Source organism: Priestia sp. D3YE.R1, assembly GCF_049199565.1.
Lineage (GTDB): Bacteria > Bacillota > Bacilli > Bacillales > Bacillaceae_H > Priestia > Priestia aryabhattai.
On the sequence record NZ_JBLTHW010000001.1, the window covers coordinates 2,136,576 to 2,149,322 of the forward strand.

Genomic DNA, 12,747 nt, shown 5'->3' on the forward strand with positions numbered 1-12,747 from the left:
AATGTCGGCTCTTATTTTTTATGCCCGTAATAGTACTCAAATAAATGCTGAAATGCTTCTATAGCACGTGAAAAAGAAGCGGTGTCTTGGCGGTCCTCGTCCTCTATTAACCAGCACGTGGCTAGTACAGAATGAGCGTATCCCCACAGTAAGATGCGTTTTTTACTTACGTTCAGTTCTTGTACAAATATATTGATTCGATGGTCAATTGTCTCTGCCACGTTTGTCTTAGGCAGATGATTTAAAAGAAAAGGGATGATTTCGTACTCTTTTTCTCCAATTAACCCTTTTGGATCAATTATTTTCCACGCCTCACCAGACTGTAAGATGTTATCATGATGCAAATCACCGTGAAGCAAAAAAAGCTGCTGAGAAGTGCGGTTTAATTCAGAGAAAACGGCTAGTGCGTGTTGAAGCGTTTCAGAAGAAAGAAAATCAATACCCCTTGGATACATTTGTGTACACTCCCGAAGCTGTTTCTCTCTTTTAACGGCTGTTTCGATAGTGGAGTCTGAATGCGGCATTCGCCATAGAGGTTTCATGAGCCTAGCAGCGATTAACGCAGCTTCGTCTTTAGTTGATAAAGAGGAAAGCGGGCATCCGGGAGACAGCTTTTCGAGCAGTAAAATGCCTTTTTCAGCATCGCTGTCCACTATTTTTACCGTGTTCTCACCGGCTAGTGCTGTCAGTGCTTCTTGCTCATGAAGCAGCTCTGAAGGCTCTACAAAAAATTTGACAACTAGTTCGCTTCCATCTGCTTTGCGCGCAGGGGCAACAAAGTGGTAAGAAAGGGGAAAGTGACTGTGAATGGTGATATGCCAGCGCTCTTCACAGTAGCGAATCAGCTGAGGAAAGTCAGTTAGCCACTTTTGGCCTTTATGAGAGTGAAGGTGAGTAATCGTATCACAAAACGTTTGAGGCAGCGTATGCATGCGTTTGTCTCCTTTGTTGTTTCCAATTTTTTCTGATAAACTCATCATATACAGCCTACATAGAATCTGTAAAGAAGGAGGAGATCCTACATATGAAGAGAAAGAAGGTGAAATCCCCTTGGGCTCTCGCGGGGTTTCCGATTTATATCATTGGATTTGCCATTTTACTTGCTGGAAGCGCAACGGAGTGGCTAGAAACAGTGAGTAAAATCATGATTGTTATTGGAGTCATTTTGCTTATCATTGCAGGAATTGATCTTAAAAAACGAAAAAAATCAGTACAAGCCTAAAAAACTGCCGTTTGGCAGTTTTTTTATTTGGAGAAAGGGTAACAAGATAACTAGATAAAAATGTTGAATTATTATTCTTTTTGATGTATAAATATAATATAGAAAGCAACGGTATTGAGAGGAGAATGAACGTGTCTTACGTAATAAAAAAAGAGGTTCCGCCATTTGAGCAGTTTGCTGATCTGCATGAAGCGAGCGGATTACATAAAAGTAAAAAAGGAAATTATACAAAAGAGCAGCTGTTTGAAGCCGCAGCCAACAGCTGGTTTAGAGTCGGTATTTATGACAATGAACGATTAATTGCATTTGGCCGTATGATTTCAGACGGAATTTATCAAGCGCTTATTTGCGACGTGATGGTTGATCCCACATATCAAAACAAAGGGCTTGGAAAGCAAATTATTCAAGAGCTGTTGACGAAATGTCAAGAAAGCGGAATTGAATCGATTCAGCTGTTTGCAGCAAAAGGAAAGCATCATTTTTATAAAAAATTAGGATTTCAAGAAAGAGAAGAAGACGCGCCAGGCATGTCGCTTGTTATGTAAAAAAGCTCAGTGATCAATCATACTCACTGAGCTTTTTGTATTATGCCGTTTTTAAAACCGTATTCTTTTGGACTAAATTCCAAGCAACTTTTACTAAATAAACAACAAGCAAAACGTTCAGCATAGACGTAGCAAACATAGAAAACGGGTATGACGTGCTGTTTTGCATATTGCTGTCACCGTATAAAACAAAAAAAGTGTTCATAAAAATACTGATGCTAAATCCAAGGGATAAGTAAAGCAAGTTTTTGTCTTTTAAATAAATATAAGCCACTAAAGCAAGCGCTGCTGCTGGAAATAAGTAGCGTTCATGCATGCTTGAAGAAAACGTAAATACCCCTGAAATTTGAATAAGCGCTGCAAGAGCGGCGTATTTAAAGCTCCGTCCTTTTATATAAATAAGCCAAGAAAAAACAGTTGTCGCGACGATAAAAATAAGTCCCCACGTATGATAGCTGAAAAACAGCAGCGTTGCAGAGCTGTCTTTATAGTTTGCGCCTATTAAACTAAAAAAGTTATAGGCGTTAACAGAAGCATACGGGTACTCTCCAATGGTGGATGAAAATAAATTAATAATCCACGTAGGACTTTTTCCAGCTGAAAAAGGCAATAAAATCACCCCAGCAGTGAGAGCCGCCGTTAAAGCAATTCCGAAGAAATGTTTCACTTGCTTTAGGCGAATGAGTTCGAAAAATAAAATGGGCAGGATAATAATCGCCTGCGGCTTCATTAAGACCGCTGCTGTAAAAATAACGGCTGACGCGTAAATTCTTTTTTCCGTAATCATTACAATCGCTAGGACAATAAGCAAAGTGAAAAATGAATCGACTTGCCCCCAAAACGTTGAATTAACTAAAATGGCTGGATTAAATAAATATCCAATTGCTAACAGATAGGCAAAAGAAGGTGCCAAGTATTTACGAGCTAAACGATAGAGTAAATAAGATGTGACAACATCTGCTAAAATAGGCGGAATTTTAATCAACAGCGAAAAATACTGCTGAAAATCCGGTAAACTGCCAACTTTCCCAACGATAAACAAGATATAAATATAAAAAGGCGGATAATCGCTTCCGCTTTTAGCGTAGAAATTTGAAAAATGATTAGCCGCAACCGATGCCCAGTTTTTGAAAAGCGACGCATCCATATGAGAGCCTACCCACGGAATCAGTGCAATCCGAATAAATAGTCCAGTGCCAAGTAATGACCATAAAATAACGCGAGAATGCCTTATCGAATGATGCCATTTCTTTTTCTTTACTAATCCGTAAACGAAAGCTGCTGCTATAAAAAAGCCCACCGTATAAAGAGCGAGCGGCGTTTCATAGTCTTTATTAGCTCCTTGACTTCCGGCACCGTTATCCATAGATAGATTATGAAAAGGCGTTACGTGTTCTCCGGAATTGCTGGGTGAAGCGGGACCGTTTCCTGAAGGAAGACGATGATCCCTCGAATGATTATCAGGAGCAGATATACCATTCGTAATCTTTTTTAACTGATGACTTTCTTGAATCGAAAATAAATGTTCTTCTCCTTTATAGTGTGATAGTGAAACGATACTGAAAACAAATGCTAAAAGAAAAGCAGCCATTACGATAAAAGCCGTTCTTTTTTGTAGTATGTTCATATAAAATCCTCCGATGACAATGTATCGAATAAGTAGTAGTGTGTATCCATACTATAAGGGGAGTTGGTGAAAATAAAGTGAAATTTCGTTAATAAAGAGCTGATGAGCACATAAAAAAGCAAGGTCTTGGTAGACCTTGCTTTTGGTACTGCTTATAGTACAGCATCAAACTTATTTACTTTCCACTGTGAACCAGATTTATAAAATGTAACGGTGCGTTTTACACTTCCTCCGTCAACTGTTGGAACCGTAAATTGATAAGAGCGAACATCGGCGCGCTGATAAGTTAGTTTTGCTTTTGCTTTGTTCCACTCTAGCATGCTGAATCCGTCACCGACAGGACGAGCAAGCTTTCCGTTATATGTGATGTAGCGATAGTTTGTTAATCCTTTTTGAATAGCACTGTTTGTAAAAGTTTCAGATAAATAGCTTACTAGTTTGCTTTTTGTATTAAAATCTTGACAAAGATATGAGTACTGAGTGCCTTTATAATTAAATGTTTTTTGAGTACATAAATTACCTTTAGATCCATGAAGTGCATTCCAGAAATGGTTGCTTGCGTTTGCTGCAATTTTTACCGCATTAGTCGTTGATAGATTTTGTGATGCTGCTTGAGCTGTAACTCCTGTGCTTAGTGAAAAGAAAAGAGCAAGTGATGCTAAGATTATTCCAAATTTTTTCATTTCCATTTCCCTCCTACTCATTCATTGAAATATATGTAACATTCATGCTGTTAATATTACAATTGTTACATTTATATTACAATACTTCTTTAAAGAAATAAAGAGTATTTCTTATATATGTTTGAATTATTCCCGTATTTTCTTAAATAAAACGTAGAATTAAAAGAAAACATATAAACAGTATGTCAATTATGTGTCACATATTTCGTCGCTTTACAAGTTCGTATATAATAGGAATAAACCGACCAATATGCTGATGTAGATAAATAGGTCAGGCACAAAAGGAGAACGTAGACTAATGGGCGTTTCAGAAGTAACATCAGGAATTATTATTACCACTGCTGTAATTGCTATTGTGATTATTACAGTTGGTGTTTTGGCTACAATGATTGCAATTGCGAAGAAAGCAAATAAAAAGTAAGTGTGTAGAGGAGAGTTAGTATAATAACTAATTCTCTTTTTTTTGAAAAAAACCTATTATTATTTTTATAATAAAAATGCATAAATGACGCGTGCATTATTCATAGAAAAAAGCAGGAAATTTACGTTTTGAAGCTAATAGATACATAAGGCAAGCTGCGCACTTTCATTACAAAAACAATGGAAGGGGTTCTAACAGACTTCAAGTGATATCGCCTATTTTATGTCATAATGAATGATATTCATTAACACAGCATCTTAGACGCACTTTATAACCAAATAATGAGGAGAGTGGTTGAGTTGCAACGACAAAAAGTAGCAGTGAATGGAGAAAGGTTAAAAAATACGCTTGAACGATTTGCCGATTATGGACGAACACCTAATAACGGTGTAACTCGCTTAGCCCTATCAGAAGAAGACCGCTTAGCACGAGACTATTTTTGTTCATGCTGTCGGGACCTTGGAATGGATATTAAAATCGACGATCTTGGATGTATTTATGCCACGCTTGAAGGACTAGAAGATAAGCCGCCTGTTGTGATTGGTTCACACATGGACAGCGTAAAAAAAGGCGGAAGGTTTGACGGAATACTTGGTGTAGTTGCAGGGTTAGAGTTAGTAAGAACGCTGGTTGAACATAATATTAAGCCGAAGGTGCCGATTATGATTGTTAACTTTACGAATGAAGAAGGAGCGCGTTTTGAGCCTTCTATGATGGCTTCAGGTATTTTATCGGGCAAATTTCAAAAAGACGTTATGATGAAGAAGACGGATGTTGACGGCGTGACGTTTGAGCAAGCCCTTCAATCATGCGGATATGAAGGCGACACGAGTAACCGTCTTACTGAAGCATCGGCATTTGTAGAATTACATATTGAGCAAGGGCCTATTCTAGAACGAGAAGCCAAATCGATCGGTGTAGTCGAGTGCGTGCTCGGCATGGTATGTTATGAAATTGAAATTACCGGGGAGTCAGATCACGCTGGGACGACGCCAATGGACATGCGAAAAGATGCTCTTTTTGCAACCAACAATTTAATTGCTGAAGCTCGTCATGAGCTCGGCAGATTAGATTCAAATTTGGTCTATACAATGGGGCGCATGAATGTGCTGCCTAATATTCATACCGTGATTCCAAATAAAGTTATTTTTTCGCTTGAAGCGAGACATACGGATGAAGATGTCATTGCATCCGTGGAAAAAATTATTCAATCACTGCCTGATCAAGTGGAGCTGTTAGAAGGCTGCGAAGTGCGGGTGACCAAGCTTTGGGGGCGCGATACCGTGTGGTTTGATAAAACCGTTTGCGATGAAGTGGAAGAATCGGTTCGTTCGCTTGGATATTCCTATAAGCGAATGGTAAGCGGAGCTGGACATGACGCACAGTTTTTAGCTAGCTATATTCCGACGGCTATGATTTTTATTCCGAGCGTAAACGGAAAAAGTCACTGTGAAGAAGAATTTACTCCTTGGGAAGAATGCGAAAAAGGTGTAAATGTACTTTTAGAAACAGTGATCAAGTTAGCGCAGAAGTAACAGGATGAAAGAGTAAACCTGCGGAGGTTTGCTCTTTTTTAGTGCTTAGAAAGACTCGAACTATTGCATTGAACTTTTGGTTTATTATGGATACAATAAATGAGAAGCATGCGGACGGATGTGAAAGAAGGATGTGAAAAAAAGTGAGATGTTCTCACTTAAAGAAATGAAAATTACTATTATTATTGCAGATGATAATTCGTTTATCCGAGAAGGAATGAAAATTATATTAAATACATATGAAGAATTCGACGTTGTCGCTACTTTAAAAGATGGTCAGGAAGCCGTTCAATATTGCAAGAATCATTCCGTCGATATTGCACTGTTAGATGTAAGAATGCCTATCATGGACGGTGTAGAGGCTACAAAGCTTATTTCAGAGTCAACGAAAGCAAAGCCGCTTATTTTAACTACGTTTGATGACGATGAATACATTATTGATGCTGTAAAAAACGGAGCTAAAGGCTACTTGTTAAAAAATACAGAGCCAGAGCGCATTCGAGACGCAATCAAAAGTGTCTTCAACGGGCATACGGTTCTGCAAGATGTTGTGCTTGATAAGATTAAATCAAGTTTAAACGCTGCAACTGAGCGCCAGTCCAAAGCGGATATGACACAGTTTACCGAGCGTGAAACGAGCATTATGACGCTGATTGCCAAAGGGCTTTCAAATAAAGAAATTTCTAAAACGCTTTTTATTTCAGAAGGTACCGTAGCAAACTATATTAGTTCAATTTTAAGTAAAACGGGGCTTGAGCATCGTACTCAAATTGCTATTTACTATTTAACCGGTAAAGGGAAGTAGGACTATGGAAGTCGGATTAATGATGACTAAGCTCATCCTTATACTGTTTTTGGCTATTACGTACATTCAGTTTAATTATGTACACTCGATTTCAGCTATTGTGTTAGCACTGCTTCTTTACAGCTGTGTTAATATTGCCGCGTCCATTGTGAAAAAGAGCGCGTTCAAGCGCATGTTTATTGTTGTTTCCATTGTCCTTATTCTATATTGTGCGTATCAACTTCATCCTTTGTTTTTTCTTCCTTTGCCGCTAAACCTTTGTGAGCTTATTGGAGAATCAGTCATAAAAAAATGGATGCTGCTCCTTGTTGTTTTGCTTCCAGTGCTGTTTGTTCCCTCTGATAGTAGCGCTCTGTATGTGTTAGTCGCTGCGTTTACTTTTTTTATTTATACAGGAGCAGCTCTCTATCAAAAACGGACGATCAATTACGAACAAAAACTGGATGAAGCGAGAGTAAGTATGCAAAAACTGCAAAAGCATGTGAATGAAAATAAAGAGTATGTGAGACAGTCTCAATATGCTTCAAAATTAGAAGAGCGAAATCGACTATCGCAGGAAATTCATGATAAGATTGGTCATTCAATGACAGGAGCGCTTATTCAAATGGAGGCAGCAAAGCATGTGATGAAGCAAGACGAGGAAAAAGCGCTGTCTCTTCTTCAAAATGCGATTACGATTTCGAAAGAAGGCATTGAAGAAATTAGGTTAACGTTAAAAAGTATAAAGCCTCCCGCTGAGCAAATAGGAATCAGCAGACTTAAATTATTTATTGGTGAGTTTGAGGCTAAGCATAGTATCGCAATGCCTCTTGTATACAAAGGTAATTTAGATCTTATCACGCCTCTTCAGTGGAAAATTATCCATAAAAATATAACAGAAGCTATTACAAACGCTTTAAAATATGCAGAAGCAACAATGATTGCCATTGAACTTCACGTACTAAATAAAATGGTTAAATTAGAAGTAAAAGACAATGGAAAAGGTGCTCACTTGTTTCAAAAAGGTCTTGGCATAGCAGGAATGGAAGAGAGAGCTGCTTCTATTAACGGAACGGTGATTGTTGACGGGGCAAACGGATTTTCTGTTACCACACTGCTGCCGATAGGTGAGAAACTTCATACATAAATAGTGAGATTTCTCATGGGGAAAAGGTGAACTTATGCACTGACGTAAGTTTGCCTTTTTTTCATAAAATAAGGATATACCAACACACTAGAGGTGAAATGATGAACGTATTATCAATTCAAAAATTAACAAAGAAATTTGGAGATTTTATTGCGGTAGATAATTTGTCTTTACAAGTAGAAGAAGGAGATATATTTGGCTTTTTAGGAACAAATGGAGCAGGAAAAAGCACAACGATTCATATGGTGGCTAGTCTGCTTCAAAGCAACAGCGGCGATATTGAAGTGCTTGGGAAAAATATAAAGAAACACCGAAATTTCGCAAAGATGAACATTGGAATTGTTCCGCAGGACTTAGCGATTTATGAAGATTTGACAGCCTATGAAAATGTGAAGTTTTTTGCAGGTCTCTACGGATTAAGAGGATCACTTCTTAACGAACGAGTCGAAGAAGCTTTAGCGTTTGTAGGGCTTTTGGATAAACAAAAGGCGTACCCGAAAAGTTTTTCAGGAGGAATGAAAAGAAGGTTAAATATCGCATGCGCAATTGCTCATCGCCCGAAGCTTATCATTATGGATGAACCGACGGTTGGCATTGATCCTCAGTCGCGAAATTATATTTTAACATCTGTAAAAAAGCTAAATGAAATGGGAAGCACAATCATTTATACCAGTCACTATATGGAAGAAGTAGAAGAGGTATGTACAAAGATTGCAATTATTGATCACGGCAAAATTATTGCAGAAGGAACAAAAGAGCAGCTGAAATCGATTATCACCGATACAAAAGATATTTGGATTGAAGTAAAAGAAGCAGACGATATAGATTGCAGCGGTCTAAAAGACATTCCGGGAGTAACAGCCGTTACGTACGAAGATGGAATCATTAAAATTAATTCAAATGCCGAAGTGAATAACTTGAACAAAGTCATTCATTATTTAATGACGCATCATATCGAAATTAAAGCAGTCAAGGAGCAAGCCCCCAATTTAGAGACGGTGTTTCTGACGCTCACAGGACGCAGTCTAAGAGATTTATAAAAGAAAGGAGGAATAACGAATGAATATTATTGCAATTGCTTTGAAAGAAATGAAAAGCGATCTGCGAGATAAGCGTGCATTTATTTTTATGATTCTTTTTCCGCTAGCTCTTGTCCTTATTTTAGGAACAGCTTTGTCCCAAGCCTTTAATAATGACATGACGATAGACGACAGTTACGTTCTCTACAAAATGGACACAAGTAATGAAGCATCTGCTGCTTTTGAGCAGTTTGCTGCACATGCAGAAAAATCCTGCATTCACTTTAAAGCGCTGAAAAAAGATCAGGATGGAAAAAAAGAAGTAAAAGAACAGCGCTATACAGCTTATGTAGAAGTGAAAGACGGAGGCATTCATCTCTACGGAAATGAAGAAAACAGCATTGAATTTAACATGGTGCAAGGTATGTTAAGCACGTTTGTTGATAAGTATAACGTGGCTATGGAAGTAGCCAAAGTAAATCCTCAGCAAGTGGAGAATCTGCTCCGTGCGTCTAAGCATGACTATATTCAAGAAACATCCCTTCATTCTCAAAAACAGCCCAATTCAATAGACTACTACGCCATTTCAATGACAACTATGATTGTTTTGTACGGATCTATCTCAGCGAGTTATTTAATTAGAGGAGAGCGTATGCGAAATACAGCTAGTCGATTAGTAGCCGCTCCGATTAAAACCGCTGAAATTTTTGTCGGGAAAATTTTAGGTACTGTTTTGGTTCACACTATTTGTGTGTTAGTGGTGATTATGTCGACTAAATACTTTTTTGATGCGAATTGGGGAGATCATTTACTTTTAGTACTCGTAATGTTAGTATCTCAAATTCTTTTTGCTATTAGCTTTGGACTAGGAGTTAGCTACCTTACGAAGACAGAAGCGGCGGCAAGAGCAATTATTATGGTTGTTATTCAAGTGTCTTGTATTGTAGGAGGAACCTATTTTCAAAACGGATCTGGAGAGGGCTTCGTCAATGTATCACCTTTAACTTGGATGAACAATGGACTTATTAAATTGATTTATACAAATGATATCGGCGCTTCTCTTTCAGCTATTGGGTTGAATGTAGGCTTCTCTATTTTGTTCTTGGGCATAGCCATTGTGCTTTTGAGAAAAAGAGAGGGGTTATAACATGAAAAATATCGTGTGGCTTGTCACAAATATGCTAAGAAATATGCTGCTTAGAAACAAAAGGACGCTTGTGCTTGTTATTGGTTTGCCTATTGCAGGAGTTTTAATGTCCGTTCTTATTTATGGAAATGCAGGAGGGACTTCGGTGAATATCGGAGTTGTCAATCACGATTCAACGGATATTACAAAAGATACCGTTCAGTTTTTAAAAGGGCTGCATAAAACAAATGTTAAAATGCTCACGGACAAAGAAGTGGATCATGAGATTACGTCAAAGAAAGTGGATGCGGTTATTACTTTTGAAAAAGGCTTTTCTGACAGCGTCAAAGCGAACAAACCAGATCATATTACGATTACTTCAATAAAAGGAGCAGAGGTAACGAGCTTTATTAAGTCTTATTTGTATCAATATATTGATAATATTTCTGCGCTGAATCAAGCTGCTGAAGGCGACGATGCTGCGTTTAAACAAATGTATGAGAATTATCAAAAAGCGCCATTCCACGTCTCTACGCATGCCCTTGAAGACAAAGGAACCGATCAAAACATTGTCAAGCAGACAATTGGGTATTTAATTATGTTTATGCTTTTTTCTGCGGTGAATTTATCGGCTCTTATCACAAAAGAAAAAGAGCAGCGAACGTATTTCAGACTGCTAGCTTCGCCAGTTAGTGCAAGGCAATACGTGATATCCAATGTTATGACAAATATGATCTTATTAACTCTGCAAGTAATGATTACACTTGTTTGTATTACGACTCTTTTTCACGTCGATATGAACATTCCTGTATGGCAGCTATTTTTTATTTTAGTTTTGTTTGGCCTAGTAGCCATCGGCTTGTCTCTTGTAATTATCGCTTTTACAGAAAGTTCAAAAGCAGCGAATGGTCTTCAGACGCTTATCATCACGCCAACTTGTTTACTGTCCGGCTGCTTTTTTCCACCTGAATTTATGCCGGATGTGATGCAGAAAATAGCCGACTTTCTTCCTCAAACGTGGGTATTAAGTACGTTGAAAAGTGTTCAACAAGGAGCTGGTTTAAGCAGCCTATGGTTAAATATCAGCATTTTACTAACTTTTGCACTCGTTTTTTTCCTGCTGTCTATTTATAAATTAAATCGAAATAATACTGTTCAAAAGTTTATTTAAATGGTAAAGTCAGAGAATACCTCTGGCTTTTTTTGTAATTTTTAAAAAGTTACAAAAAAAGATTGAAAAATATAAGATGAAATTTTAGAATGAAAGAGGAAAGGGGTATACAAAAAGAGAATAAATAGGGGAGAAAAACGAAGTTCATGTTGGTTTTTTGCACAAATAAATGAAATCGCTTACATAAGGCAGCATGAAATACGGAAGGAGAGATTGTCAGCGAGATAACAAAGGGGGAAAAACAGTGGGAATTTATGAACTACTTGTACCACGCACGGTTTTATATGGAGAAGGGTCATTTTCTAAAATTGGAGAACAGGCTGCACTGCTTGGGACAAAAGCGCTGCTTATAAGTGATGACGTTATGGTGAAAGCAGGCAATGTAGAAACTTGCCGTCGTTACTTAGCAGAAGCTGGCATGGACTGTGCCGTGTATACAGGCGTAAATTCAGAGCCGACAGATATTCATCTAGATGAAGCGCTTGCCATATGTAAAATGGAGCAGTGCGATGTGGTTATTGCCTTAGGGGGAGGCAGCTGTATCGATACTGGAAAAGCGGTTGCCATTATGATGACAAATGAAGGGCATCTACGAACGTATTTTCAAAATCAACAAGATTTTCAAGATAGTCCTCTTCCTTTGGTTGCCGTGCCTACGACTGCCGGGACGGGCTCAGAAGTGACGAAAGCGACGGTTATTACAGACACGGCGTACGATGTAAAAATGATGCTCGCAAGGCCTCAATTATTGCCTGATACAGCCATTGTTGATCCAGTATTAACTCTATCATGTCCGAAACACGTAACGGCAGCTACAGGAATTGATGCACTCAGTCATGCAGTGGAAGCGTATTTGTCTAAAAAAGCACATCCTTTTACAGATTCACTTGCGCTTCAAGCAATTGAGTTAATCATGAAAAATATTCGTCTTGTGTACAGAAATGGAGAAAATGTTCAAGCAAGAAACGAAATGGCCTATGCTTCTATGCTGGCAGGAATGGCGTTTTCAAATTCATCCGTTGCGCTAGTGCACGGTATGTCACGACCTATTGGCGCGTTATTCCATGTGCCGCACGGTATTTCTAACGCGATGCTCCTGCCTGCGGTTTTGGACTATACAAAAGAGGCTTCAATCGATCGTTTAGGTGAAATAGGACAAGCTCTTTTTCCGAATGTATCATATACAAAAAAAGAAGGAGCAGATGTGTTAATTGAAGCCATCAAGCAGCTTTGTATCGACTTAGAGATTCCTAATCTTCAATCGTGGGGCATTGATCGTCAGCTATTTTACGCGGCGGTTGAGAAAATGGCAGCGGATGCGATTCAAAGCGGAAGTCCTGCTAACCATCCGGTTGTACCGACGGCAGAAGAAATTATCCAGCTGTATTACACGTCCTATGAATATGAGTTTGAGTCTGCACTTTATAAAAAATAAGATACATTCAAGACAAATTGAATGAGGGATGA

The 12,747-nt window shown here is 38.4% G+C and carries 13 protein-coding genes; 10 read left to right on the plus strand and 3 right to left on the minus strand.

Going from position 1 to position 12,747, the window contains the following annotated elements; translation table 11 throughout:
• Positions 1–11 precede the first annotated feature (11 nt).
• The gene (locus ACOZIR_RS11380; protein WP_421535606.1) at positions 12–980 is read right to left on the minus strand and encodes an aminoglycoside phosphotransferase family protein; all 969 of its coding nucleotides are present in this window, start codon (positions 978–980) and stop codon (positions 12–14) included.
• A 44-nt stretch (positions 981–1,024) separates the two neighbouring features.
• Here ACOZIR_RS11380 and ACOZIR_RS11385 point away from each other — a divergent pair, with 44 nt between their 5' ends.
• A complete protein-coding gene (locus ACOZIR_RS11385) occupies positions 1,025–1,222 on the plus strand; it encodes a hypothetical protein (protein WP_045291772.1) in 198 nt (65 codons plus the stop codon).
• 125 nt (positions 1,223–1,347) lie between these two features.
• Positions 1,348–1,767 (plus strand): GNAT family N-acetyltransferase, encoded by a 420-nt coding sequence (locus ACOZIR_RS11390; RefSeq protein ID WP_217916018.1) that lies wholly within the window; start codon positions 1,348–1,350, stop codon positions 1,765–1,767.
• Positions 1,768–1,807: 40 nt separating this feature from the next.
• Here ACOZIR_RS11390 and ACOZIR_RS11395 read toward each other — a convergent pair whose 3' ends face one another.
• Positions 1,808–3,394, minus strand: a complete 1,587-nt coding sequence (locus ACOZIR_RS11395) for a hypothetical protein (RefSeq protein WP_328121153.1) — start codon at positions 3,392–3,394, stop codon at positions 1,808–1,810.
• Positions 3,395–3,546: 152 nt separating this feature from the next.
• Positions 3,547–4,083, minus strand: coding sequence for an IseA DL-endopeptidase inhibitor family protein (locus ACOZIR_RS11400; RefSeq protein WP_014459798.1), 537 nt, complete (start codon positions 4,081–4,083; stop codon positions 3,547–3,549).
• A gap of 292 nt (positions 4,084–4,375) precedes the next feature.
• Here ACOZIR_RS11400 and ACOZIR_RS11405 point away from each other — a divergent pair, with 292 nt between their 5' ends.
• The 8 genes from ACOZIR_RS11405 to ACOZIR_RS11440 all read left to right on the plus strand — a co-directional run bounded on the left by ACOZIR_RS11405 (position 4,376) and on the right by ACOZIR_RS11440 (position 12,715).
• Positions 4,376–4,498: a hypothetical protein gene (locus ACOZIR_RS11405; RefSeq protein ID WP_013057357.1), complete on the plus strand. Its 123-nt coding sequence runs from the start codon at positions 4,376–4,378 to the stop codon at positions 4,496–4,498.
• Positions 4,499–4,797: 299 nt separating this feature from the next.
• Positions 4,798–6,033 carry a Zn-dependent hydrolase gene (locus ACOZIR_RS11410; RefSeq protein ID WP_328121155.1) on the plus strand — a complete coding sequence of 412 codons (1,236 nt, stop codon included), beginning with the start codon at positions 4,798–4,800 and terminating at the stop codon, positions 6,031–6,033.
• Between the two features lie 166 nt (positions 6,034–6,199).
• Complete coding sequence (locus tag ACOZIR_RS11415) at positions 6,200–6,838, plus strand: response regulator (RefSeq protein ID WP_045291819.1); 639 nt, start codon at positions 6,200–6,202, stop codon at positions 6,836–6,838.
• A 4-nt stretch (positions 6,839–6,842) separates the two neighbouring features.
• A complete protein-coding gene (locus ACOZIR_RS11420) occupies positions 6,843–7,964 on the plus strand; it encodes a sensor histidine kinase (protein ID WP_421535607.1) in 1,122 nt (373 codons plus the stop codon).
• Between the two features lie 101 nt (positions 7,965–8,065).
• The gene (locus ACOZIR_RS11425) at positions 8,066–9,004 is read left to right on the plus strand and encodes an ABC transporter ATP-binding protein (protein ID WP_074680786.1); all 939 of its coding nucleotides are present in this window, start codon (positions 8,066–8,068) and stop codon (positions 9,002–9,004) included.
• A gap of 19 nt (positions 9,005–9,023) precedes the next feature.
• Positions 9,024–10,130 (plus strand): ABC transporter permease, encoded by a 1,107-nt coding sequence (locus tag ACOZIR_RS11430; protein ID WP_045291767.1) that lies wholly within the window; start codon positions 9,024–9,026, stop codon positions 10,128–10,130.
• 1 nt (position 10,131) lies between these two features.
• Positions 10,132–11,280, plus strand: coding sequence for an ABC transporter permease (locus ACOZIR_RS11435; RefSeq protein WP_045291766.1), 1,149 nt, complete (start codon positions 10,132–10,134; stop codon positions 11,278–11,280).
• A 244-nt stretch (positions 11,281–11,524) separates the two neighbouring features.
• Positions 11,525–12,715 carry an iron-containing alcohol dehydrogenase gene (locus ACOZIR_RS11440; RefSeq protein WP_328121161.1) on the plus strand — a complete coding sequence of 397 codons (1,191 nt, stop codon included), beginning with the start codon at positions 11,525–11,527 and terminating at the stop codon, positions 12,713–12,715.
• Positions 12,716–12,747: the final 32 nt, after the last annotated feature.